20 protein-coding genes are annotated in these 23,074 nt (G+C 41.6%); 14 read left to right on the top strand and 6 right to left on the bottom strand.

Translation table 11 applies throughout. The annotated features are described in order from the left end of the window. The first annotated feature begins 33 nt into the window (after positions 1–33). The 7 genes from ACZ5AE_RS02420 to ACZ5AE_RS02390 all read left to right on the top strand — a co-directional run bounded on the left by ACZ5AE_RS02420 (position 34) and on the right by ACZ5AE_RS02390 (position 9,318). Positions 34–849, top strand: a complete 816-nt coding sequence (locus ACZ5AE_RS02420) for an ABC transporter permease (protein ID WP_464569149.1) — start codon at positions 34–36, stop codon at positions 847–849. Positions 850–862: 13 nt separating this feature from the next. Next, positions 863–1,657, top strand: a complete 795-nt coding sequence (locus tag ACZ5AE_RS02415; RefSeq protein WP_464569147.1) for an ABC transporter ATP-binding protein — start codon at positions 863–865, stop codon at positions 1,655–1,657. A 2-nt stretch (positions 1,658–1,659) separates the two neighbouring features. Next, the gene (locus tag ACZ5AE_RS02410; protein ID WP_464569145.1) at positions 1,660–2,442 is read left to right on the top strand and encodes a carcinine hydrolase/isopenicillin-N N-acyltransferase family protein; all 783 of its coding nucleotides are present in this window, start codon (positions 1,660–1,662) and stop codon (positions 2,440–2,442) included. 9 nt (positions 2,443–2,451) lie between these two features. After that, on the top strand, positions 2,452–3,774 hold the full coding sequence (locus tag ACZ5AE_RS02405) for an amidohydrolase family protein (protein WP_464569143.1): 1,323 nt from the start codon (positions 2,452–2,454) through the stop codon (positions 3,772–3,774). A 42-nt stretch (positions 3,775–3,816) separates the two neighbouring features. Beyond that, entirely contained in the window at positions 3,817–4,485 is a 669-nt protein-coding gene (locus ACZ5AE_RS02400; protein WP_464569141.1) for a GntR family transcriptional regulator, read from the top strand. Between the two features lie 20 nt (positions 4,486–4,505). Beyond that, positions 4,506–5,255 (top strand): maleate cis-trans isomerase family protein, encoded by a 750-nt coding sequence (locus ACZ5AE_RS02395; protein ID WP_464569139.1) that lies wholly within the window; start codon positions 4,506–4,508, stop codon positions 5,253–5,255. Positions 5,256–5,643: 388 nt separating this feature from the next. After that, the gene (locus ACZ5AE_RS02390; RefSeq protein WP_464569137.1) at positions 5,644–9,318 is read left to right on the top strand and encodes a glycosyltransferase; all 3,675 of its coding nucleotides are present in this window, start codon (positions 5,644–5,646) and stop codon (positions 9,316–9,318) included. An 84-nt stretch (positions 9,319–9,402) separates the two neighbouring features. On the opposite strand, the gene ACZ5AE_RS02385 is transcribed toward ACZ5AE_RS02390, so the two are convergent. Further along, on the bottom strand, positions 9,403–9,963 hold the full coding sequence (locus ACZ5AE_RS02385) for a hypothetical protein (protein WP_464569135.1): 561 nt from the start codon (positions 9,961–9,963) through the stop codon (positions 9,403–9,405). A gap of 314 nt (positions 9,964–10,277) precedes the next feature. Between ACZ5AE_RS02385 and ACZ5AE_RS02380 the strand changes: the two genes are divergently transcribed. Genes ACZ5AE_RS02380 through ACZ5AE_RS02370 form a run of 3 tightly spaced genes read left to right on the top strand, consistent with a single transcriptional unit; the run spans position 10,278 to position 13,030 of the window. Beyond that, positions 10,278–11,735: a sensor histidine kinase gene (locus tag ACZ5AE_RS02380; protein WP_464569133.1), complete on the top strand. Its 1,458-nt coding sequence runs from the start codon at positions 10,278–10,280 to the stop codon at positions 11,733–11,735. Further along, positions 11,735–12,421 carry a response regulator transcription factor gene (locus ACZ5AE_RS02375; protein WP_464569131.1) on the top strand — a complete coding sequence of 229 codons (687 nt, stop codon included), beginning with the start codon at positions 11,735–11,737 and terminating at the stop codon, positions 12,419–12,421. The genes ACZ5AE_RS02380 and ACZ5AE_RS02375 overlap by 1 nt, the downstream gene beginning before the upstream one ends. Positions 12,422–12,442: 21 nt before the next feature. Further along, positions 12,443–13,030 (top strand): undecaprenyl-diphosphatase, encoded by a 588-nt coding sequence (locus tag ACZ5AE_RS02370; protein WP_464569129.1) that lies wholly within the window; start codon positions 12,443–12,445, stop codon positions 13,028–13,030. A gap of 55 nt (positions 13,031–13,085) precedes the next feature. Here ACZ5AE_RS02370 and ACZ5AE_RS02365 read toward each other — a convergent pair whose 3' ends face one another. Both ACZ5AE_RS02365 and ACZ5AE_RS02360 read right to left on the bottom strand, forming a co-directional pair. Next, the gene (locus ACZ5AE_RS02365; protein WP_464569128.1) at positions 13,086–13,820 is read right to left on the bottom strand and encodes a YqjF family protein; all 735 of its coding nucleotides are present in this window, start codon (positions 13,818–13,820) and stop codon (positions 13,086–13,088) included. Positions 13,821–13,954: 134 nt separating this feature from the next. After that, entirely contained in the window at positions 13,955–15,082 is a 1,128-nt protein-coding gene (locus tag ACZ5AE_RS02360; RefSeq protein ID WP_464569126.1) for a GerAB/ArcD/ProY family transporter, read from the bottom strand. A 226-nt stretch (positions 15,083–15,308) separates the two neighbouring features. On the opposite strand from ACZ5AE_RS02360, the gene ACZ5AE_RS02355 reads away from it, so the two are divergent. Further along, positions 15,309–16,877 carry a spore germination protein gene (locus ACZ5AE_RS02355; RefSeq protein WP_464573518.1) on the top strand — a complete coding sequence of 523 codons (1,569 nt, stop codon included), beginning with the start codon at positions 15,309–15,311 and terminating at the stop codon, positions 16,875–16,877. Positions 16,878–16,886: 9 nt separating this feature from the next. On the opposite strand, the gene ACZ5AE_RS02350 is transcribed toward ACZ5AE_RS02355, so the two are convergent. Both ACZ5AE_RS02350 and ACZ5AE_RS02345 read right to left on the bottom strand, forming a co-directional pair. Then, positions 16,887–18,017, bottom strand: a complete 1,131-nt coding sequence (locus ACZ5AE_RS02350; RefSeq protein ID WP_464569124.1) for a GerAB/ArcD/ProY family transporter — start codon at positions 18,015–18,017, stop codon at positions 16,887–16,889. Positions 18,018–18,031: 14 nt separating this feature from the next. Beyond that, entirely contained in the window at positions 18,032–18,265 is a 234-nt protein-coding gene (locus ACZ5AE_RS02345; protein ID WP_464569122.1) for a hypothetical protein, read from the bottom strand. Positions 18,266–18,508: 243 nt separating this feature from the next. On the opposite strand from ACZ5AE_RS02345, the gene ACZ5AE_RS02340 reads away from it, so the two are divergent. Genes ACZ5AE_RS02340 through ACZ5AE_RS02330 form a run of 3 tightly spaced genes read left to right on the top strand, consistent with a single transcriptional unit; the run spans position 18,509 to position 22,052 of the window. Then, a complete protein-coding gene (locus ACZ5AE_RS02340; RefSeq protein ID WP_464569120.1) occupies positions 18,509–19,708 on the top strand; it encodes a Ger(x)C family spore germination protein in 1,200 nt (399 codons plus the stop codon). Positions 19,709–19,726: 18 nt separating this feature from the next. After that, a complete protein-coding gene (locus ACZ5AE_RS02335; protein WP_464569118.1) occupies positions 19,727–20,920 on the top strand; it encodes a Ger(x)C family spore germination protein in 1,194 nt (397 codons plus the stop codon). 43 nt (positions 20,921–20,963) lie between these two features. Continuing rightward, positions 20,964–22,052 (top strand): GerAB/ArcD/ProY family transporter, encoded by a 1,089-nt coding sequence (locus tag ACZ5AE_RS02330; protein WP_464569116.1) that lies wholly within the window; start codon positions 20,964–20,966, stop codon positions 22,050–22,052. 49 nt (positions 22,053–22,101) lie between these two features. On the opposite strand, the gene ACZ5AE_RS02325 is transcribed toward ACZ5AE_RS02330, so the two are convergent. Then, the gene (locus ACZ5AE_RS02325; RefSeq protein WP_464569114.1) at positions 22,102–22,881 is read right to left on the bottom strand and encodes an SDR family NAD(P)-dependent oxidoreductase; all 780 of its coding nucleotides are present in this window, start codon (positions 22,879–22,881) and stop codon (positions 22,102–22,104) included. Positions 22,882–23,074 lie beyond the last annotated feature (193 nt).

Genomic DNA, 23,074 nt, shown 5'->3' with positions numbered 1-23,074 from the left:
CCCCACAATTGACCGAATCAGGGAGGAATTATTGTGAAACTAAAACAAATAGCAAAGTCCTTTTCAACCAAAATCGTGGTCCCTCTCAGTATTATTTTCATTTGGGAAATCCTTTCCCGATCAGGCTATGTATCTAGTGCACTATTACCAGCTCCATCGCGAATTCTCGCATCCATTAGCGACTGGATTTTTGGGACGACTGGAGTTGCGGAGGCAAATAGCGGTAAATGGCTGCAGGATGCAGGCAGCAGCGGAATGCGTGTATTCGCAGGGTATAGTTTAGCCGTTGTAAGTGCGGTAACCATTGGCATTATTATTGGCTGGTCAAGATTTGCCGAAAAATTACTGGAGCCGACCATCCAAATGCTTCGTCCGATTCCACCTGTTGCTTGGATCCCGCTTGCCATCATTTGGTTCGGAATCGCCAATCGGCCAGCGATTTTTCTTGTTTTCCTAGCATCCTTCTTTCCTATTTTGGTTAACACCATCCACGGTGTCCGCACCATTGATAAGAACTTGGTTCGGGCTGGCGGCATGATGGGGGCAACCCAGTGGCACCTGTTGCGGTTTGTTATCCTTCCAGCTGCTCTGCCAAGTATTTTTTCTGGAATGAGAATTGGGGTAGGATCAGCATGGATGCTAACGGTAACCGCCGAAATGATTGCTGTCCAAAGTGGTTTGGGTTATGTGCTCTGGGACTCCTATTATTTCCTGCGGTACGACCTAGTTATTGCCAGTATGGTAAGTATTGGAGTGCTGGGATTTTTAACGGATCTGATGTTGAAAAAGATTATCGCGGCAGTATTGCCTTGGCAACGCGGAGTATCCATCGAAAGTACACAATCTTAAGGGGTGATGTTAGATGGCATTTTTAGAAGTTAGGAATGTTGAGAAGATTTATAAAGATGAAAAACGCGGCTCAGCCGTTAAGGCGCTTGAAAATATCAATTTTTCAATAGAAGAAAATGAATTTGTCTGTCTGCTTGGAGGCAGCGGCTGTGGCAAGTCCACTTTGCTCAATATGATAGCCGGTTTTGAAAAGCCAACGTCCGGAGAAATATTGATGAACGGAAAAAAAATTGAAGGAATGGGCGCGGACCGAGGAATGGTCTTTCAACAGGCAACCTTAATGCCTTGGTTAACCGTCTCCAAGAACATCTCCTTTCATTTAAAACTAAAAAGGGTTAGCAAACAAAAACAAAAAGAAGAAGCACAAAAATATATTAATATGGTCGGACTGAAGGGATTTGAAAATCACTATCCCCACGAGTTGTCTGGCGGGATGAACCAACGCGTCGGAATCGCCCGGGCTTTACTTCAGAATCCTTCCTTGATCTTAATGGATGAACCATTTGCAGCACTTGATCCATTTACAAAGGCAGACATGCAGGAGGAGCTGGCACGCATTTGGCAGGAGCATAAACGGACGATCATCTTTGTAACCCATTCGGTGGAAGAGGCTTTAATTCTTGGAACAAAAATTATTGTTCTCAGCAATCGGCCTGGCAGAGTAAACCAAATCATTGATCTAAACATGAGCCGTCCAAGGGATACTACCTCTCCTGTCTTCAATCAATACAAGCGGGAAATTCTTAGCCTCATTAAGGAAAACAAACCGGCTCCTGAACCAAAAAAACCCGTACACCAGGTGATTTAGCCATGTGCACAATGATGATGAAACGGGATTTGCTTGTGGCAGCCAAGACAGTAGATACACCAAAAACAATCCTTACCTTTAATCAAAGTTCACGAGCTTTTAATCGCTATGGATTTCTATATTTCAAAATGGGCTGGCAAAAAGGAGTAAACTCCGGAATCAATGAAGAAGGCCTAGCTGTGCTTTCCTCCTATGCAGGAACTAAGCTTCCTAATTCTCTTGATATCCAGGATACCCGTGGGCTGGCGAATGAATCTGCGTTATCCCATTGCCGGACCGTTCAAGAAGGTTTGGACCACTTGGAATCATTTTTTAAAGAGCAGCCCAGCGGTATTGGAGGAACCCATTTTTTAATCGATACAAGTGGTTCTATGGCCGTGCTGGAACATGAGTCTCATTTAAACGTAAAGCATCAGGTGATCCACACAGATTATGTGATTCGTGCCAATGAGCCGCTATTATTGCAAGATGAGAAAAAGAACTTTATAGACTGGGAAGATCGTAGACTACGGTATGCTCTGACAGAAATGGAACTGAAGGAAATAAATGGCGTAACATGGCTTGCAGACATAAAAAAGCTGTTAAGCTCCCATCTCCCTGACCAGCCCGAGCAAATCGGAGCGCTATGTATTCATGACTTTGAAAATAAAGGTTCGAGAAGTAAGGATTTAACCAGTCACACCACCGATACTGCCTTAATTTTTGATGTTAAAAACAGAAAAATGATCTATTCCGAAGGTCCTCCTTGTCATAATCAGTGGTCCATTCTTACTTTTAACAATTGAGGTGTTTACATGTTGTTTTTAATAAAAGGAGATATCATTACTCTCAATAAGAACACCGACATTCTTTCACAATCAGCTATTGTGGTTAAAGATGGGTATATCCAGGATGTAGGCGAATATTCCGCTCTAATGAAACGATATCCCGAGGCTGATATTATTGACTGTTCCTCCATGTTGATCATGCCGGGATTTGTCAATCCCCACTATCATGGAGCCCTCATCATTAACCGGGGTGTTGGAGCAGACACGGGAGTTCCGCCTCTCTATTCACGCAATGTTCCTCAGGGCGTCCTCTTAACAGAAGAAGAGTGCGACATGTTTAACATCCTTGGCTATGTTGAAGCACTCCGTTCCGGAAATACTTGCATTGGTTCAAATTACATCCAATCTGATAAAAGTATTCAAGCACTTGCTGACCTTGGCCTTCGCGGGGTAATAAGTGAACGGATCCATAACATCGATTTTTTTCGTGTACCTGAAAATCTTTATCTGCTGGATGAAAAAGCACAGTATAAAACGCTTGAAAAGAACATCCAGCTAATCGAAAACTGGCATGGTAAAGCAAATGGACGGATTACTTGTCATTTTGGTCCCCACGCCCCAGATACTTGTACTACGCCTTTTTTAGAAGAAATTATCAGACTGGCACGAAGGTATAATGTCGGGATCACCACCCATCTCGCCCAAAGCCGGATGGAAGTAAAAGAAATTCAGAGAAGAGACGGGATGACACCCGTTCAGTTGTACCATCAGCTTGGAATTCTTGGGCCGAAGACGGTTGCTGCCCACTGCATCCACTTAACCGAAGAGGATCAGGAGCTAATTGCTAAAACGATTACTAGTGTAGCCCATGTTCCGGAAGGGAATTTGAAAAAAGGCGATGTTGCCCCTATTCACTCCCTTGAAGCAAAAGGAGTGAACGTTTGCATCTGTACAGATTCGATGTCTGCCAGTATGTTTGAATCAATGCGATTTGGGCTTGCTGTTCACAGGCTATCGAGCGGTCTGCGGACGGAGCCCACTCCCCAACATCTAATAGAAATGGCAACATTAAATGGTGCCAAGGCACTTGGAATGGAAGAAGTAATCGGATCTATCGAGATCGGTAAGAAAGCCGATCTGATCGCAATAAAAAAAGATAGGTTTCATTTAACCCCTATCATTTCACCCTACGGAACGCTCGTCCATTCTGCCCAGGCAACAGATGTGGAGCATGTTTGGATTGATGGCGAATGGCGCGTAAAGTCCGGGAAGGTTCTCGGTGTCGATGAAGAGAAGCTTTGTGCCCAAATCCAAGAACTATCGAATCAATGTTGGAGCCGTTTCACGTGAATAGATTTTTGATAGTGTACAACTAATAAGAGGAGGCTGAAAATGGATCAATTTATTATCGAAAAATCAAAGCCTTTTTATGACCAAATATATTATAAGATCAGAGAAATGATTCTTTTTCTAAAAATAAAACCTGGAGAACGAGTGTATGAAGCGAGATTGGCTAGAATGTTTAACACAAGCCGCAGCCCGGTTCGTGAGGCCGTTAAAGCTCTAATAAGGGAAGGACTGCTCGTATCAGATGAAAAATCCCGTATTTTTGTTTTTAAACCGACCTTTGATGACATCGTCCAAATTTATCAATGCCGGATGGCATTAGAGTCCTTTGCCGCAAGGCTGACGACGGAAATGGCTACGAACTCTCAACTTAAAGAGATTGAATATATAATAGAGGAAACAGAGTATCTTCTGATTGATGAAGAGAAGAATCGTGAAAGACTAATAGCACTTAACACCAAGTTTCATGAATCTGTCGTCGAATATTGCCAAAATGATCTTTTGAGAAAACAACTAAGTGATATCAATTCCTTAAGCTATTATTTTCGAATTCTTAACTTTAATGGGAAGAACCGAGGAAAAGAACTCTATGAAGAGCATCACGAAATCTTTCAATATATGAAGAATCGTGATAGTAAGAAGGCAGCTGCCGCCATGATGCAACATATTGAAAACGACTTAGCCCACTTTCGCGAATTGAAAATGATTTTGTAACCATTTAGGAGGAAAACAAAATGAGACCTGAACCGAAGAAAATTGGAATGCTGACCCCTTCATCTAATACGGTCCTTGAACCGATTTGCTCGAAGATGACGGTAGGATTAGAGAATATAACCTGTCACTACGCACGCTTTGAAGTAACAAAAATCTCACTGGAAGAAGATGCCCTTAGCCAATTTGAGTTTGAGCCGATGCTGAAAGCAGCCGAAATGCTGGCACATGCCGAGGTGGATGTGATTGCTTGGAATGGAACATCCGGGGGTTGGCTCGGGTTTGATGTCGACCGTGAGCTTTGCCGGAAAATTACTGAGCGTACCGGTATCCCTGCCACCACTTCCATGCTTGCCCAAATCGAGGCTTTTAAAGAAAATGAAGTCAAAGCTCTTCACCTCGTTACCCCATATGTTCCGGAAATCAACGAGTTGATTGCGGAACAATATGAGAGACATTGCGGAATTCGAACTATAGGACGACAAGGACTGGCCCAAACAGTGAATCGCTCCTTTAGTCAAGTGACAGACGAAAGAATCGAAGAAATGATCAAGGTCGTTTCGGTTGAAGAGGCAGACGGAATTAGCATTGTTTGCACCAATTTTCCGGCTGTTACCAAGGCGGAATATTATGAAAAGAAATACGGGTTCCTTCTATATGATACAATCACCGTTTTATTATGGCAGTGCATGCGAATGATTGGTGAAGACCCTTCAGCTATAAAAGGCTGGGGAGAAATTTTTGGAGCAAAGCAACCTTTAACTAATAATTAAACAAAAAGTGGTCTTTAGCAATTAAAACAACTAACGCAAAAAAGTCACTTACCAAATAGTGTAGGTGACTTTAATCTCGAAATACACCTAGCCTAGGTTCACATTGTAGCCAGCCAATTTGACAAACTTCATGTATCTATAGATTCTTCTTTTTCTCCCTCAATGGAGTTGCAGTAAAAGCCTAAAATTATCCTCCATAACCAATTAAACATTAAAAGAATTTTCCAACTTACCCTCAAAATCTTAAAATAAATTCCTAAGTCTTTATAGATGATCATTTTTTGTCGAAAAAAATTCTTCCGCCCACATGGTCGACATTTAGAATATTAATAGAATAAATAAATCTATTAAAGATCATTCAAGACTTTACACCTAAGGAGGAATCACATTGAATCAAATTTTCAGGTGGATGGTCAGATCCTTTTTTGCACCTGTTACTGGAAATGCTGGGGCTATTGCAAGTACAATTGGTTTTTTTCTGAGCTTTTTGCCTTTACATAGTCTGCTCATTCCCTTATTGCTTGTTCTCTCACTTCTGCTTCGTCTTAATATTGTCGCCCTATTCCTTGGAACATTGATGACGATTTTTATTCCGAATCTCCGTCACTTACCCCTTCTGGATTTACAAGTTTGGAAAGATAACTGGTTATTTTCCTCTATGAAAATACAACTTTCCCAATCCGTTACGGCAGGTATCCTAGGTGGTTTAATCGGACTTGTCTGCTATTTCTTCTTCCAGTGGTTTTACAATCTAGGGTTGAAAAAAAGGGCGCAAATCCAAAAACATGTTTTTCTTGATCCTGCCAAAAGACGCTGGACCATTGTAAAACGAATGAGTGCAGGCTTTGTTGTTTTAATTCTTTTAGTCATGACAATTTTTATAGAAAGCTTGAATACTAACCCAGCTTTCCCTGAACTGGAAATGAATAAAGCCGTCGTTAAGAGCGGGATTGAGCCGATTAATCAACGTTTCAGTGAAGCAGAGCTCGCCACGCAGCTTCAAAACACGAATCCTTCCCCTCTTACGCTTAAAAATAAACAAATCGCGAGCAAACAAGAGGTATATGGTTTTTATGTTAATTGGGACGAAAACAGCAAGGCTTCTTTTAAAAGAAATAGCGATACCATTACAACATTGGTACCCGAGTGGCTGCAGCTTACTCCCCAGCTTACCCTAAAAGCGAGCCCTGACAAGTCGATTGCCGCAACGGCAAAAGCTCATCAAATAAAGGTACTCCCATTAGTAAATAATTTTATTAATAATAAATGGGATAGCGGCATTCTTCACCGGTTATTTACAGTTCCCGGCGCGGAAGATCTTTTTATTAAAAATTTATTGGAATTCGTAAGAACAAATCAATTTGACGGTATTAATATTGACTTCGAAGAAATCGATCCTAACGACAAAGCGAATTTCACTCGTTTTATTGAAAAAGTATCCAAAGAGTTCCATCAGCATGGCCTTATGGTCACATTGGATGTCCCTCCAAAACATAATAGTTTTGATTATGCTGCTTTAGCGGCTAACGTTGACCGCGTGATTGTCATGCTTTATGACCAGCATACGTCCATGAATAAACCTGGACCTGTTGCGACATCTGATTGGGTAAAAGAGAGTTTAAACCAGCTCCCTATTCCCTCTCAAAAACTAATTGCTGGCTTGGGGAACTACGGTTATGACTGGGAAGAGGGCTCTACTCGTGCTGCCGATACGAAAACGTTCGCGGATATCATGAATCTGGGAAACGGAACGAACCTGCAAATCCATTGGAATAATCAAGCAGGTAACCCTTATGTACGTTATAAGAAGAACGGAAAAAACCATATTGTTTGGTTTTTAGATGCGGCGACTTTTTACAATCAAATGAAGCTGGCGATGGACACCGGTTCCAAAGGGATAGCAGTTTGGCGACTCGGTTCTGAGGATCCTGCTATTTGGAACTTCATAAATCAAACTAAGCAAATGCAAGATCCATCCAACGCCCTAAAGACCCTGGTTCATCCTGAGCCTGTTCACTATACAGGTGCCGGTGAGGTCTTAAAAATCGCCTCGCAATCAGAAAAAGGGAAAAGAGCCATTCAAGTGGATTCACAAGGGTTGATTCAAACCGAAACGTATAGGAAATTGCCAAAGCCTTTTGAAGTAGTTCAATATGGAAAGCCTAAAGCCAAGGAGATTGCCCTTTCCTTTGATGACGGTCCGGACCCAGCCTATACATCGCAAGTATTAGATATACTGGGCAAGCATCATGTAAAAGCAAACTTCTTTTTCGTTGGTGAAAATGCCATAATGCATCCAGAACTGATTCAAAGGATGTACGTGGAAGGCCATGAAATCGGCAGCCATACCTTTACCCATCCTAATATTGCAGCCATTTCACCAGTTCAAACAAAAATGGAGCTAAATGCAAATCAGCGATTATTTCAAGCCATCACCGGACATTCGATGACCCTTTTCCGCCCGCCGTTTGAGGCTGATGCCCAACCGGGTACAAAAAGCCAGCTGTTACCGATATCGCGTGCACAAGAAATGGGTTATACCATGGTTGGTGAATTTATTGATCCTGATGATTGGAAAGGATTTTCCAGCCAAGAAATAGTAAAGCGGTTATTGGAACAGCTGCCGGAAGGAAATGTGATTTTACTGCACGATGCCGGCGGCGATCGCTCCAACACAGTAAAGGCCCTGCCAATTATCATTAAAGAATTAAAAGAACGCGGGTATACATTTACGACCATTAGCCATTTAATCGGAAAAGACGATAGTCAAACGATGCCCCCTGTTACAAAGCAGGACAGCCCTTATCTGGTTTACGACAGGGCTGTATTCAAGGTCATGCAGGGTTGGAATTTAGGAATAAGCGTCCTGTTCTATTCAGCCATCCTTTTAGGAATTCTGCGTCTGGTTATTTTCCTTTTCTTATCCAGAAAGCAGGTAAAAAGCTATAGAGAGACCGAGATTGACCCTGGCTTTACACCTTTTGTCAGTGTTGTGATTGCTGCGTATAACGAGGAAAAAGTCATCTGCAAAACAGTCGATTCGATTTTATCCAGTGATTACCCTGCTTTCGAGGTGCTGATTGTCGATGACGGCTCAATGGATAATACAGCTTCTGTTGTTCAAGAAACGTATGCAAACCATCCTTATGTCAGATTAATTAATAAGGCCAATGGAGGAAAGTCCTCTGCGGTGAACCTTGGTTTTAAAGAAGCAAAAGGGGAAATCGTGGTTGCTCTTGACGCGGACACTCTCATTGCAGAGAATGCCATTTCCCTGCTTGTTAACCATTTTAAAAATGAACATGTGGCCGCTGTTTCGGGCAATGTGAAAGTCGGCAATAGGGGAAACCTCCTTACAAACTGGCAGCATATCGAATATGTAACGGGCTTTAACCTTGAGAGAAGGGCCTTTGCGGCTCTCAATTGCATTACCGTTGTACCGGGAGCAATCGGTGCATGGAGAAAGACGGATGTGGAAGAAGCAGGTTACTTTCAAGAGGATACGCTGGCAGAAGATACCGATATTACTCTTACTTTATTACGTCTCGGAAAAAAGATTGAATTTGAAGAAAAGGCTTATGCCTATACAGAAGTGCCTGAAGATCTTAAAAGCCTTGCAAAACAGCGTTACCGCTGGGTTTATGGCACGTTGCAGTGCTTATGGAAACATCGCGGAGCTTTGTTTAATAGACATCACAATTCATTAGGGTATATCGGTCTTCCAAATATGTGGGTGTTCCAGTATCTCTATCAAACTATATCGCCAATTGCAGATATTTTGTTCATTCTAGCTCTTTTTAACGGAAATCCCGGAAAAGCAGTCATTGGTTTTATTCTGTTCTACCTGCTGGATTTCGGCACTTCTTTATATGCGTTTCGATTGGAAAAAGAAAGTCCAAAACCGCTGGCCTCCCTGTTCCTGCAGCGCATCTTGTACAAGCAGCTGATGACCTATGTCGTAATAAAATCCATCTTCTCCGCCATAAAAGGGGTAACTGTTGGTTGGAATAAACTAAAACGGAAAGGGAATGTCAGCCAGGAAAGCTACAATGTGAAGTTTTAGGAAAATATACTATTCTTACAGGACCTTCCATTTTGGGAAGGTCTTTTTATATTGAAAAAGGATCACCATTGTTCGGTGATCCCTTTAGAAATTTTTTCCGTTGCTGACTTTTTGATCCCGGCGGCTCGCTGCATTTTCTTTAGCGTCTTGTGACACTTGTTGTCCATGGTTGGCTGTCTCCACGGCTGCATTTGATTGTACTGGCGCCGTTGTGGTCGTTGATGTTGGTGCTTGTGCGCTTATTGCTGGTTTCGGTGTTGCTGCAGGCGTTGTTGCCGGTGTCGGAGCTGTAACAGGTGTTGTGGTTGTTTTCGTATTGGCAGGAGCACGATTTACCGTAGTGCTTTGGGTTACTGTCTCTGTTTTCTGTTGGTCGGCTGTATTATTTAGAGCCGCTTGGGGGGCAGCTGGATTAGTAGAAGACTTGGTTTGAACATCGTTTAAATTCGTTGGCGATGTTTGGTCTTTCGCTGTTTTTTTAGCTTGACTGATATTATCTTGCTTTTCATAGTCTCTGGTTATTGTTAATGTATGTTCTTTTACTAATCGTTTAACAGATGGAGTGGCTAACAAGGTGTTGGCTGCTGAAAACGTAACTGCCCCCGCTAACACCATCGCAAACGCTCCCTTGATTCGTTTCTTCATGTGGTACCCCTCGTGCTTTTTCTCTTGATTTTAGTAAAGGATTCGATACCCCCCTGATAGATTACGGGGGTAATAAGTAAAAAAAGCCTGAAGATGAAGTTTATCCTCTTCCCGCCCACCCGTAATTTAATAAATTATTAATACCTCCTTAATAACCTGTTTAGGCTGGTTGGTTATGATTATCTTGTTCGCCGTTTCATTGCGGAGCGGCCGCTGGTATAAGATAATATCAATATCAACCTTGGACAATAACTGGTTGGTTTTTGGACTTTTATAAGCCAAAAAGAATCAAAATAAAGAAAGCAGTGGAATTGATGTCCATTAAATTAAGGCTTGTATTATCCAATCTCGCCATGATTCTTGTGCCGATTATTTTTGTATGCTTATCTGCACTTTTAGTCGCATTACTGTTTAGAACGGATATTAACCAATTGCGGGATATCTACCTCCCTCCAGAACATTACAAGAATATATCGGAAAAGCATCAGTTATATATTGAATTGCACAAAGAAACCATGAAAAATCCGGGGCTGTTCTCGGACCCAGCCTATCTCAAAAAAGTTGACAGCCAATTAAATCAAACTGCAGACACCTCGTTGATTGTAAGAAGAGGAAAACGCATCATTTATATACCCGAAAAATTAAAAGGCTTGGAAAAGAACGAACTGCCGCCATTTGGCCTTCTACGTGAAGTCGAACCAGTCGAGCAGGTAAACCACCAATTCGTTTCGATAAAAAAGCTGGATTTCTATTATCCTGATGGTTCCGAGGGATCCCTGTTTTTTATTAAGGACGCAAGCGGCGTGACCAAATTCGTGCGGACCTTCTTCCCGATTTTATTTACCTTATTAATTCTAGTATTAATCGGCACGAATGGATTACTGACCTATTATGTCTCCAAAAGTATTATCCGCCCAATCCGCGGGCTGCAAAAGGCAGCTCAGCGTATGAAGGAAGGTGACCTCAGCATCCCGATTCCAGTTTACTCCAAGGATGAAATCGGTCAGCTTGCTTTGGGCGTCGAGGAAATGCGGGTTAGGTTAAAGGAATCCATTGAAACTCAGCTTGCATATGAGGAAAACCGCAAAGAGCTGGTTGCCAACATTTCTCACGATTTAAGAACACCGATTACGACCATCAAAGGGTATATGGAAGGAATCCGCGACGGAGTTGCCAATAGCCCTGAAAAAATGGAACGTTACACACAAACCATTCTTACGAAAGCAAACGAGCTGGACCGAATGATTGAAGAACTCTTTTTGTACTCCAAACTGGATCTGCAGCAGCTTCCTTTTCATTTTGAAAAGATTCACTTCGACCATTATTTAGAGGATTTTGTTGAAGAACTTCGTTTTGTTGTGGAAGGAAAACGGGTTGAAATAAACTTAACTATCGACAAATCAGGCGATTATCTAGTGATTGGCGACCGTGAGAATTTGAAAAGGGTCATCACCAATATTGTCGATAATTCCTTGAAATATATTGATAAACCGGACAAAATGCTATCCTTTTATTTATCAACAAACGATTCCTCTATTCTTTTTAAAATGACAGATAATGGCCCTGGAATCGCAAAGGAGAGTTTATCCTTGATTTTTGACCGCTTTTATCGTGCTGATTCTGCGCGCGGAACGGACAAAGGCGGAAGCGGCCTGGGTCTATCGATTGCGAAACGAATTATTGAAGAGCACCAGGGGTCCATCTGGGCGGAAAGCCAAGAAGGGCATGGAACAACGATACTTTTTACTTTAAAAAAGGCAGGTGAAGAGTAGTGAAACGCATCTTAATTATTGAAGATGATAAAAGCATTGCCGAGCTTGAACGGGATTATCTAGAAATAGAGGGATTTTTGGTTGAAATTGCTTTGACAGGCGATGCCGGACTAAAAAAAGTATTTTCAGAGGATTTTGACCTCGTGCTGCTCGACCTGATGCTGCCGGGAGTAGACGGGTTCCAAATTTGTAAGACTATCAGAACCGAGAAAGACATCCCCATTCTGATGGTTTCGGCGAAAAAGGAAGATATCGATAAGATTCGTGGTCTAGGGCTTGGAGCAGACGATTATATCGTCAAGCCGTTTAGTCCGAGCGAATTGGTGGCAAGGGTAAAAGCGCATCTGTCCAGGTACCAGAGACTGATTGGCAAGTTGCCGCAGAATGACAGTATTCTATTCCGCGGCCTTCGCATTGACCAAACCTCAAGAAGGGTATATATAAACGACGAAGAGATTATTTTTACCACCAAAGAATTCGATGTATTAACCTTTCTGGCCCTAAATCCGAACCATGTCTTCAGCAAGGAACAGTTGTTTGAACGGGTCTGGGGACTCGATTCGATGGGTGACATTTCTACTGTCACGGTCCATATCCGAAGGATTCGCGAAAAGATTGAAACTGATCCATCCAATCCGCAATATATCGAGACGGTTTGGGGTGCAGGGTATCGGTTTAAGGGCTAATTAAAAGAACGGAGGGTCATCATGTTGTCCAACCTAGATTACACCATGTTTCAATGGATTAATCATCTAGCGGTCAGCGAGCGGGTGTTTAACCCATTAATGGTGTTGTTAGCAGAAAAAGCAGAGTATTTGTTTATGGCAGGAATTCTTTTCTATTGGTTTTTTCAAAAAGCAAAGAATCGCAAAATGGTCGTCGAAGCTTGTTTTTCCGCCTGCCTTGCATTAGGAATCAACGTCTTGATTGGCATGTTTTTTTATCGGGACCGCCCGTTTGTCTCACACCATGTTCATTGGTTGATACATCATACAAAAAATGCTTCATTCCCGAGCGACCATGCGACGGCGGCTTTTGTTATCGCCGCTTCTATCTGGATTTGGCGGAAGCGTGACGGCTGGATTTGGCTGCTGCTTGCCGCAGGCATCTCCTTGTCGCGCGTTTGGATCGGTGTCCATTACCCGCTGGATGTCATTGGCGGAATGGCGATTGGTGTGGGCTCAGCGTTCTTAGTTCATTATCTATTGGCGAGGTTTTCTATCTTTAAAAAGCTAGGTGAAGTAGTCATCAGACTATTTGACCGGTTGGAAAACTTCATTTTAGGAAGATCCTAAATAATAAAAAAACTGGCGAACAGTTTCCCGTACTGTCCGCCAGTTTTTACTTTACTCAATCCTTCACTCTCCTAATATTTGAAAAAATAGAGTCAACCCCCGGTGAAAAATAAAGGCACGTTGCCATCTTTGGGAGGTCAAACTTAAAAGGAGAGACCAAGGTATTTTGGTAGATATCCGCTTCGGCACGGTGCAGTGGCCAGGGGGCATGGTCAATTTCGCCGCAAAAAATGCTCCCTTTTGCATCGACACTGTATAGACAATATCGTTCTGTCAGCCAGTGATCAAGAGTTCCGCTTTCCGCAAAATAAACTTCAGATGAAGCGCAAAACTTACCGTCAAACCCCACTGAGGAAGGTCCTTTCCAATCCTTTCTTACACTATTATAAGAAAACTCCGCTCGGTCTTCCCAAGCATGAATCTCAGAATTAAAATACGGCAGCCGGTACCATTTCCGTGCAATGGTATAGGTTGCCCAATGTGGTGCATCAAGTGATAAAAAATAGACTCCGGGCTTTCCCTTATATTTCACATAAGTTCGCACATTGATTTCCGGAAACTTTGCAAATAGCGGCAGTCTCGGCAATCCACGCAGAAAAATCCCATCCATCACAAACACAACAATCCCAATCCAAGCATATCTCTCATACGTATCGATCTGTAACGCTTTAGGAACTAACGGCCGTATCACATCTACTGGAACGGGCCAATGGGCAAATAATAAATTACGCCATGATTGCTTCATAATCCAATTTTTCGATACATCCTGAAAGGAATGAACGGTATCCATCTTACTCACCCCTGCTTTTAATAGGTTATAGGCATTTTTGTTATATTACTTGTCGAGTGACCTAGCGCGCCAAGTCGACGGAAGCAGCCAAGAACAGCAGCCAATTAATCATCATGTTTTCACGATCCTTTTACCTAACTTTCTTGCTGATTCGGAATATTTGTCCGTGCTGACCCAAAATAATTTCGAACCACAATCACCATCAGGACAATGACAGGAATCCCGACCAATAGTGGTAAACCTATTACATACCACATTTTAAAATAAAAAAAATCTTGATAGAAAACTTTATTTTTCGACCCTATGAAGGAGTAAATAAAGATCAGGGCAACAACCGGGAAAATTAATGGCTGATACCTTTTAAGCTTAAGAATGTCGGCTAACCCAACCACAACAGCATAAACATACAGAAATATTTTCATGAAAAATCCAACTGCAAATGTCCCGACCACGATAGAGTCCATTCTCTCGATAATATGACCAACATTAATTTTCTCAACAGCTAGCAGCAACGGAATTTCAACGTTCTGTGCGTTTACGCCAATTATGCTTATATTCAATAGAAAGGTCCAGGAAAGACCTAAACCACTTAACAGAATGGACAGTAAGCCCGTTCTTTTTACCGATTCGGGCTTATTTAAGTAAGGGAAAATCATCAGGAAAAGAAAGATTTCCCCAAACGGGAAAAAGACCATTAAGGGTACAGCCTGTTTAAGCACCGGCAGCCAGCCGAACTCTAAAACCGGCTGTACATTTTTAATTTTTATAATCCCGGACGCAATAACGGTTATATTACCAATGACGCCAAAGGCAACCATTACGCCAATTAAGATTTCTGCCATCCTTCCTAATACTTCAATTCCTAAATAACAGCCATAAGAAACCAATAAGAGACTGATCAAAATAATAACTGGAACAGGTGTTTCAGCCAAAATATAGGTTCCCATTGTATCACCTAAATGCCGGACGTTAATTGCACCAACAAAGAAAAAATAACAAATATACAATAAGCCAAGTGGCAGCCCAATATATTTACCAAACACCTGTATTAAAATCCTAGTAAAGGGGATGTTTGGGTGTCGCTTGAATATTTGATAGTATACAAAGAAAAATAGAATGAGTGCACCAGCCATGCCAAGGGCGATTGATATCCAAGCATCCTGTTTCGCTTGCTTTCCTATACTCGTGACAATGCCGGTTCCTAATTGAAATAGAAACATAAGACAAAACAGCTGCTTCGCATCAATCTTCGCCTTTTCCATTAAGTTAATGTCCTTCCCTAAGAAACGAAATGAATATTCATTATTGTGAGCTTTATACTGGTAAATTAAACCTCCACTCTATTGTTTTATGATGACCCACCATAAATGGAATATGCCAAACGCAAGTGGAAATAATAACCTAAAATATAATAGAAATACGAGGGACATAACCTTGAATTTTTTTAAAAGTACAAATAAAAAGTCCATTAAAGACAAATGGAAAGAAATGCAAAAGGAATCGGCGAAAAAGTCCGCCGCGCAAAGCCAAGTGAAACAAAAAAATGAACCGCTAGAGCCTTTTTTACAAGATAACATCGACAAGATTAAAGATTTTTTGGGTAACAGTGACGACATTATTATGAGGGAGATCCGAATTGGCAAGGATGGCAGGATTAAAACTTGTGTTGTTTTTACAGACGGCTTGATTGATAGTAATGCTGCGCAAAACTTCATCATGGAGTCGTTAATGAATAAATTACGCAAAACAGACGTCGATACTGAAACCTTCACTGGTTTAAACCTTTTACCCTATTTAAAAGAAAGGGTATTAACCGTCGGAGACATCAAGGATCTAGATGATTTTACTGACCTCCTGGATTCTCTTTTATCCGGTAAAGTAATTCTTTTATTTGATGGATATTCGACAGGCTTCACTGTTGACATGAAAGGCTGGAATCAGCGGTCGGTGGAGGAGCCTACGACTGAAACGACAATCAGGGGACCTCGTGAAGGATTTACAGAAAATATCCGGGTTAACACTGCACTAATCAGGAGAAAAATAAAAGATCACAATCTTTGGATTGAGACAAGGAAAATTGGGGAAGTATCAAAGACATTAGTCTCCATTATGTATATTAAGGGGATTGCCAACGACAAGATTGTCGAGGAAGTGCGAAGAAGGCTCGACCGGATTAAGATTGACAGTATATTAGAAACTGGCTATATCGAAGAATTAATTCAGGATGGGAAATGGACACCTTTTCCCACCATGTATCATTCGGAACGGCCTGATGCTATTGCCGCCGACATTTTGGAGGGACGCATTGCCATTCTAGTTGACGGCACACCATTTGTCATGACAGTGCCTATTGTGTTCGCGCAGTTTTTACAGTCACCGGAAGATTATTATAACCGGGCAGATATTACAACGCTTCTTCGTTTCTTGCGCTATATGGGTTTTTTTATTGCATTATTAGCCCCATCCTTTTATATCGCTATCACTACCTTTCATCAGGAAATGCTGCCAACGCAATTACTCATTACCCTTGCTGCACAGAGGGAGGGCGTTCCGTTTCCAGCCTTCATTGAAGCACTTGCGATGGAGGTCTGTTTTGAGATATTACGTGAAGCAGGACTGCGAATGCCTAAGGCAATCAGCCAGGCTGTGTCTATTGTTGGAACTCTTGTCATTGGCTCGGCAGCGGTGGAAGCCGGATTTGTGTCTGCGGCTATGGTGATTGTCGTTGCCATTACAGCGATAGCAAGCTTTGTTGTCAGTAATTATGATTTGGCCATTGCGATAAGAATGTTACGCTTCCCCTTTATGGCCATCGCGGCCTCATTTGGTTTATTTGGAATTATTGTCGGATTGATTGCTATGGTTCTTCACATGTGCAGCCTGCGTTCATTTGGTGTGCCTTATATGGCTCCCTTCGGCCCCTTTATCACAGACGATCAAAAAGATGCCATTTTTCGATTTCCAAGATGGGCTATGTCTACACGGCCTCGTTTAATCAGTCAAAACAATATTGTACGCGAAGATACTCCTGCTCCAAAACCACCACAAAATGAATGAAAGCTGCCTTTATCCCAAAGGCAGCTTTCTTTTCTTATCAGGCATTATCCATTTCCGTAATCCATAAATCAGTAATAATAATAAAGGAAGAGCAAGTCCGTGTATCAAAGAGTAAACAGGCCAAACTTCATAGTCGAATTTTGCGGAATGGGTAACATTAGGATGTGTAAAAAAGGACATCATCACCATAATCATCCCTAAAGGAAATGTAAACGGCCTATAATCTTTTATGTTTAAGGTTTGTCCCAAACTTGTGATGGCCGCATAAAAATAAAGGGACATCTTAAAAAAAAGCGTTATAAACCACATAAACGCCAAGACGGCTTCAATCCGCTGCAAAAAATCCCCTATCCTTATCATCCTTGCTAAATTATAACTTGGATACATCTGTCTAGCGCTTGCTTCGGGGCCTAAAACTAATATAGTCAGTGTGATCAAGATGATTAAACAAACTCCCGCTATACCGATTGCCATAAAAAAAGGTTTCTCAGCTGCCCTTGGCTGCTTCACAGAAATAGGAAAAATCATCAATAATACAATGGCTGGGAATGAGAAATTGCTTAAATAAAGGAACACAGAACGGATCATTGGTTTTATTCCCGAGATAAGTATAGGATCGAGATTTTGAAGTTTCCATAAATCAGGGGTTAATAATATTGATCCAACCAGCGATATGAACAAAAAAATAAATACAGGAAAAAACAGTTCCGCCGCGCGTGCCAGCGTTTCAAGACCAAGACGGATTCCCATCAATAAGATGCACGCGAGCACAATATGGATTGCTTCAATTGGTGTTTTGGGCAAAATCTGGAGAGTAAGGAAATTACCTGCGTAATACAATAGCTCTGATGAAGCAACGTAAGCAAAGAAAAAAAATGAAAAGGAAATAATTTTTCCTGCCCATTTACCGAGCTGTATTTCCATAATTTCAGCCAGTGTCATCGCAGGGAATATCCTGCCTACCATAACATATAAGGCAACGATCAAAAAACTAATGACTGTACCTATAATGGCTGTTATCCAGGCATCCTGTTTTACGACAATAGCAAGGCTGCCGGGTATCACTAAGATCGTCGTACCCACAGAAAACAAAATAACTAGAATCGCAAATTGCCGTGCGTTTATTTTAAGATTTTCCATTATTTTCACCGACCCTATTTCAACAAGCCGTTTATAACATTACTAAGTGGCTGGAGAACTATTCTGATCCCATTCAAAGGGTTCGGAATGCTCAAATTCAAGCTATGTGCTATGCCTAACCCAACGGCCATAACCATTAAGACAGAAAATACCCATAACTCTTTCGTTAACTTTTTCTTTAGCAGCTTAGGCATTTCAAAAGCTATGATCATAATGGCTGTCACTATTGTTACTGCAACACCAAGCATTTGAAGGACTCCCTCTCCATCACTTTAATCCTGTGTATTCACTTTACTTCGTTTCATTATTTATCCATACTCACTCGCCATCCATTCTTTACTTTTTTTATACATAATAAACAGTGAGAATTGCATTTGTCGGTCATGATCGAATTTCTCTTTGAAAAACTAAAACACCCTGCCATTTGCCCGCTTAAAAGACCAAATTTTGGGAAGCATATAACTAGCTTACAGGATTAAAGGAGTAATGGCATGAACCGAAAATTCCTTTTACTTGTTTCCATCTGCTCCCTAATCTTTCTCACTTCCTGTTGGAACCGACGGGAATTAAATCAGCTTGGCATTGTGATTGGAATGGGGATTGATAAAGTAGATGGTCAATTCCTCGTGACGACACAAGTCGTAAATCCCAGTGAAATTGCAGCATCCACAGGCAGCGGCGGCAATTCCCCTGTGGTTGTTTACCAAGAAAAAGGGCCCACATTATTCGAGGCAATCAGAAGAATGACAACCGTATCACCACGAAAACTATATTTTTCCCATCTTCGTCTGCTCGTATTTGGAGAAGAATTAGCGAAAAAAGGGATTGGTAAATCATTGGACTTTTTGTCAAGGGATCCGGAATTGCGGACTGATTTTTTTATTACAATCGCTAAAGAACGCATGGCTGGGGATGTTTTAAAAGTCTTAACGGCCATCGAAAAAATTCCGGCCCAGCAATTATATGATTCGCTTTTAACTTCGGAGAAACAGTGGGCCCAAACCCTGCCAATTACATTGGATCAATTGAATTCTGAATTAATAGAAGAAGGGACGGATATCAAATTAACTGGGCTTATGATAAAGGGCCCCCTAGAAGCGGGCAAAAGTCTGGGGAAATATCAGCAATCTAGGGCAGAAACCTATTTAAAATATGATGAGGTTGGCGTGTTTAAAGGGGATCAATTAATAGGATGGCTAAACAAGGACGAAAGCAAAGGCCTCAACTACGCTTTAGGGAATGTCAAAAGTACAATAATAACCATCCCCTGTCCTGACAAAGGGCTCACTGGCATAAAGCTGATTCAAACAAAAACAGAGTTAACAACAACAGTTTCGGACCGCAAGCCAAAAGGAAACATAAAAATTACCGCAGTGGGAAAGTTGTCAGATGTATACTGTAAGACACTCGATTTAAGTAAACCAGAAACCATCAGCCAGTTAGAACGAAAAGCAGAGAAAAATATGAAAGATAATATTCTTAAGGCTCTACACGCTTCGCAAAAGAAATATAAACTCGACCCATTTGGCTTCGGTGAAGGAGCCCGCCGTGATAACCCGGATTATTGGCATTCGGTCAAGCAGGATTGGCCGGAAATTTTTGGGGAAATGCCGGTAAATGTTGAAGTTACTGTAAAAATACACGACGTAGGAATGATTAAGAACTCTCCTTTAAATTTCATGAAGGACTAATCGCATTGGAGGAATGAGATGGAACGAAAAACTCTTATACTCATACTTTTCAGTTCTATCCTCCTTTCTGGCTGCTGGAACAAACGGGAATTAAATGAACTGTCCATTGTATTAGGATTGGGTCTAGATAGAGATCAAGGCCAATACGTCTTGACTGCCCAGGTAGTCAATCCAAGTGAAATTGCCTCTAAGAAGGGCGGCAGCGGCAAAGCGCCAGTGGTCGTTTATCAAAGCAAAGGAGACACAATATTTGAAGCAGCCAGAAAAGTAACAACCGCTTCCCCAAGAAAGCTTTATTTTGCGCACCTGCGTATCCTGGTCTTCGGAGAGAAATTGGCAAAGGAAGGAATTGGCGAAACCATTGACGCTCTTTTAAGGGAACCGGAAGTACGAAATGATTTTTACATAACAGTAGCCAAAAATGCGAAAGCAGCAGATGTATTAAAGATATTAACTCCGTTAGAAAAAATTCCGGCTAATAACTTGTTTAACTCTCTCGAGGCATCAGCGAAATCTTGGGCGCCAACGGAAGGTGTTACATTAGATAAACTTGTTAATAACATGGTGAGTGATGGAATGAATCCTATTCTAACTGGTGTCGAAATTACAGGAAATATAAATGAGGGGGCAAATCTTAAAAATACCGAACGTTCGAAACCGAAAACAACTTTGAACTATAAAGGAATGGCGATTTTCAAACATGATAAACTGATTGGATGGTTAAACGAAAGGGATAGCCGGGATGTTCATTATGCGTTAGGAAAAGTGAAGAGCAGTGTAGGACATGTAAAATGTCCGCAGGGTGGAAATGCCGTCATTGAGGTAATGGGCGTAAAATCCAAACTTGCTGCAAAAATGATAAATGGGATGCCTCAAGGATCAGTAAGGGTCAAAGTGCGAGGAAATGTCGGTGAGGTTGATTGCAAAGGATTAGATTTAACAAACCCCAAATCTATTTCTTATTTAGAAAAAGCAGCAGAAATAGTTTTAAATGAAAATATGAAATCGACGATAGAGCATGTTCAGAAAAATTATCAAATTGATATTTTTGGTTTTGGGGAAGCACTTTATCGCTCAAACCCCGATGCTTGGAAGAAATATAAAAAGGATTGGCATCAGACATTTTCCGAAATGCCTGTTACCGTTAAGGTTGATATGACGATTCGGCAAACTGGCACCATCGGTAATTCGCCTCTAAATAATATGAAATAGCTCTTACAGGAATTCACCCCTTTGGGAAAAGTGAGGAACTCGCATGCTGGAAAAGGGTAAAATATCACCTCATCAATTTACGATAATGATTGCTTCATTTATAGTCGGCGGCAGTGTATTGTATGTTCCAGCAGGGCTTATCCATACTGCGAAACAAGATGCCTGGATAGCTGGTATTTTAGTGGTCGGGCTCGCGCTGTTACTCGTTGTTATGCTCAATAAACTAGGAAGCAGTTTTCCAAATATGAACCTCGCACAATATTCCGAAGAAATACTAGGAAAATGGCCCGGTAGATTCGTTGTTCTCTTATATTTCTTTTATTTTTTCTTAAGTACCGCTACGTTTGTGCGGCAATTCGGTGATTTCGTAATTATCCAGCTTCTCCGAGAGACGCCCCTTTTAGCAATTCATATTCTTCTCATTATCATTATGATAATGGGCGTCCGTTATGGCCTAGAGTCCTTTTCTCGCGCGATAGGAATTTTCTTTCCGTTTATTTTTTTACTTTTTGTTTTGTTTATCCTTTCAATTTTACCGATGATTCAATTTCATCAGCTCCAGCCAGTGTTTGAAAATGGATTAAAGCCTATAATTGGTGCAGGTGTGAAAGGTCTTGGAACCCCTTATTTGCAATTGGTGTTATTTTTAATGGTCTTCCCAACTGTAAACCGGACAAAATCCGCTAAAAGGTCTTTTTTGCTTGGGACATTAATCGGAGGAAGTGTGTTAACACTTGTCACTTTATTGTGCATTTTGAGTTTCGGGACGCTTTTTTCTGAACACCAGCAATTTATCACCTATGTCCTAGCTCTCAATATTAATATCGGCGGCTTTTGGCAGCGTATCGAAGCGGTGATGGCATTCATCTGGTTCATTACCATCTATATTAAAATAACCCTTTATTTCTATGGATCGGTCATATGTATGGGCCAAATTTTAAAACTAAAGGAATATAAATATTTAACCTTTCCTCTAGGGTTCATCACGCTATTTCTCTCTCTTATTATCAATAAGAATATTGTTGAATCCGACCAGCAAGCTGAATGGTGGACGGCTTTTTCCCTTCCTTTTGGACTTTTTATCCCTTTATTGTTACTCGTAATAGGTAAAGTTAGAAAAAAAGGCAGTTGAAACAAGAGGCACCTCATCCATTTAGTTAAGGTGCCTCTTGTTTTCTAATTTATAAAGTTCCTGCCAGACCTCCATCAATATTCACTGCTACCCCTGAAACATAAGAGGCGGCATCTGATACTAGGAAGGCAATCACTTTCGCTGCTTCTTCCGTATTTCCGATGCGTCCTAGTGGAATTTGCCGGTCTTTCCTTGAAAACTCCTCCCACGACAGATCTGGGGCTTGACTTTTCCACATTTTTTCGATTTGCTCACTGCGAATCAGACCAATACAAACGGTATTGACGCGGATATTATCCTTGCCCAGGTCTTTACTCATGGCTTTAGTAAGGGCCATCCCTGCTGCCCTGCTGACGGATGTTGGCAGCGACGAAGCGGGCGGGGTTTTACCAAGGATGGCTGTCACATTGACGATTGCTCCGCCACCTGCCTGCCGTAAATATGGTACGGCATAGCGTGAACAATGGATAGCCCCGAATAGTTTTAAATCAAGATCCTGACGCCAAAGCTCCGTTTCTACTTTTTCGAATGGGTGGGCTTGTGACGTTCCAGCATTGTTGACCAAAATGTCCAGCCGTCCGTATTTTTTTACAGCTGCCTGAACCACCTTCTGGCAATCCTCTTCCTTCGTGACGTCAGCCACAACGTACTGTACTTCTTTTCCGGTTTTTTCAAAAATAAAGGCAGCCGCCGCTTGTAACCGGTCCTCGTTTCTGGCACAAATCGTGACTTTTGCGCCTTCTCCGACTAAATAAAGAGCTGTTTCCAAGCCAATCCCTTTGCTTGCCCCCGTAATGATGGCGGATTTCCCTTTCAATCCTAATTCCATGATGGTGATCCCCTTTCCTTTTTTATCCTTCACCTATAATGATACAGAAAAAATGGACAAGTTGGTATTTTCGAGACTCTAAGCTCCTGCAACAATATTTGTCGAACTGATGGTGATATATCAAACCAGTTTTTTGCATAAATATATACCCATTACCATTTTCCTATAGAAAGGGGGACTTTTATTGATGGAT

The sequence above is a fragment of the Neobacillus sp. S1227 genome (genome assembly GCF_055385255.1).
The sequence above is the reverse complement of the archived record's forward strand: the minus strand, read 5'-3'. Positions and strand labels throughout refer to the sequence as shown.

Bases quoted from the DNA above. Each gene is read 5' to 3' on its own strand.
- ACZ5AE_RS02365 (WP_464569128.1), bottom strand. From the start codon at position 13,820: ATGGATACCGTTCATTCCTTTCAGGATGTATCGAAAAATTGGATTATG.
- ACZ5AE_RS02330 (WP_464569116.1), top strand. From the start codon at position 20,964: ATGCTGGAAAAGGGTAAAATATCACCTCATCAATTTACGATAATGATT.
- ACZ5AE_RS02400 (WP_464569141.1), top strand. From the start codon at position 3,817: ATGGATCAATTTATTATCGAAAAATCAAAGCCTTTTTATGACCAAATA.
- ACZ5AE_RS02350 (WP_464569124.1), bottom strand. From the start codon at position 18,017: ATGGAAAATCTTAAAATAAACGCACGGCAATTTGCGATTCTAGTTATT.
- ACZ5AE_RS02325 (WP_464569114.1), bottom strand. From the start codon at position 22,881: ATGGAATTAGGATTGAAAGGGAAATCCGCCATCATTACGGGGGCAAGC.
- ACZ5AE_RS02405 (WP_464569143.1), top strand. From the start codon at position 2,452: ATGTTGTTTTTAATAAAAGGAGATATCATTACTCTCAATAAGAACACC.
- ACZ5AE_RS02345 (WP_464569122.1), bottom strand. From the start codon at position 18,265: ATGCTTGGTGTTGCAGTAACAATAGTGACAGCCATTATGATCATAGCT.
- ACZ5AE_RS02335 (WP_464569118.1), top strand. From the start codon at position 19,727: ATGGAACGAAAAACTCTTATACTCATACTTTTCAGTTCTATCCTCCTT.
- ACZ5AE_RS02395 (WP_464569139.1), top strand. From the start codon at position 4,506: ATGAGACCTGAACCGAAGAAAATTGGAATGCTGACCCCTTCATCTAAT.
- ACZ5AE_RS02385 (WP_464569135.1), bottom strand. From the start codon at position 9,963: ATGAAGAAACGAATCAAGGGAGCGTTTGCGATGGTGTTAGCGGGGGCA.
- ACZ5AE_RS02415 (WP_464569147.1), top strand. From the start codon at position 863: ATGGCATTTTTAGAAGTTAGGAATGTTGAGAAGATTTATAAAGATGAA.
- ACZ5AE_RS02370 (WP_464569129.1), top strand. From the start codon at position 12,443: ATGTTGTCCAACCTAGATTACACCATGTTTCAATGGATTAATCATCTA.
- ACZ5AE_RS02380 (WP_464569133.1), top strand. From the start codon at position 10,278: ATGTCCATTAAATTAAGGCTTGTATTATCCAATCTCGCCATGATTCTT.
- ACZ5AE_RS02360 (WP_464569126.1), bottom strand. From the start codon at position 15,082: ATGGAAAAGGCGAAGATTGATGCGAAGCAGCTGTTTTGTCTTATGTTT.
- ACZ5AE_RS02410 (WP_464569145.1), top strand. From the start codon at position 1,660: ATGTGCACAATGATGATGAAACGGGATTTGCTTGTGGCAGCCAAGACA.
- ACZ5AE_RS02340 (WP_464569120.1), top strand. From the start codon at position 18,509: ATGAACCGAAAATTCCTTTTACTTGTTTCCATCTGCTCCCTAATCTTT.
- ACZ5AE_RS02355 (WP_464573518.1), top strand. From the start codon at position 15,309: ATGCAAAAGGAATCGGCGAAAAAGTCCGCCGCGCAAAGCCAAGTGAAA.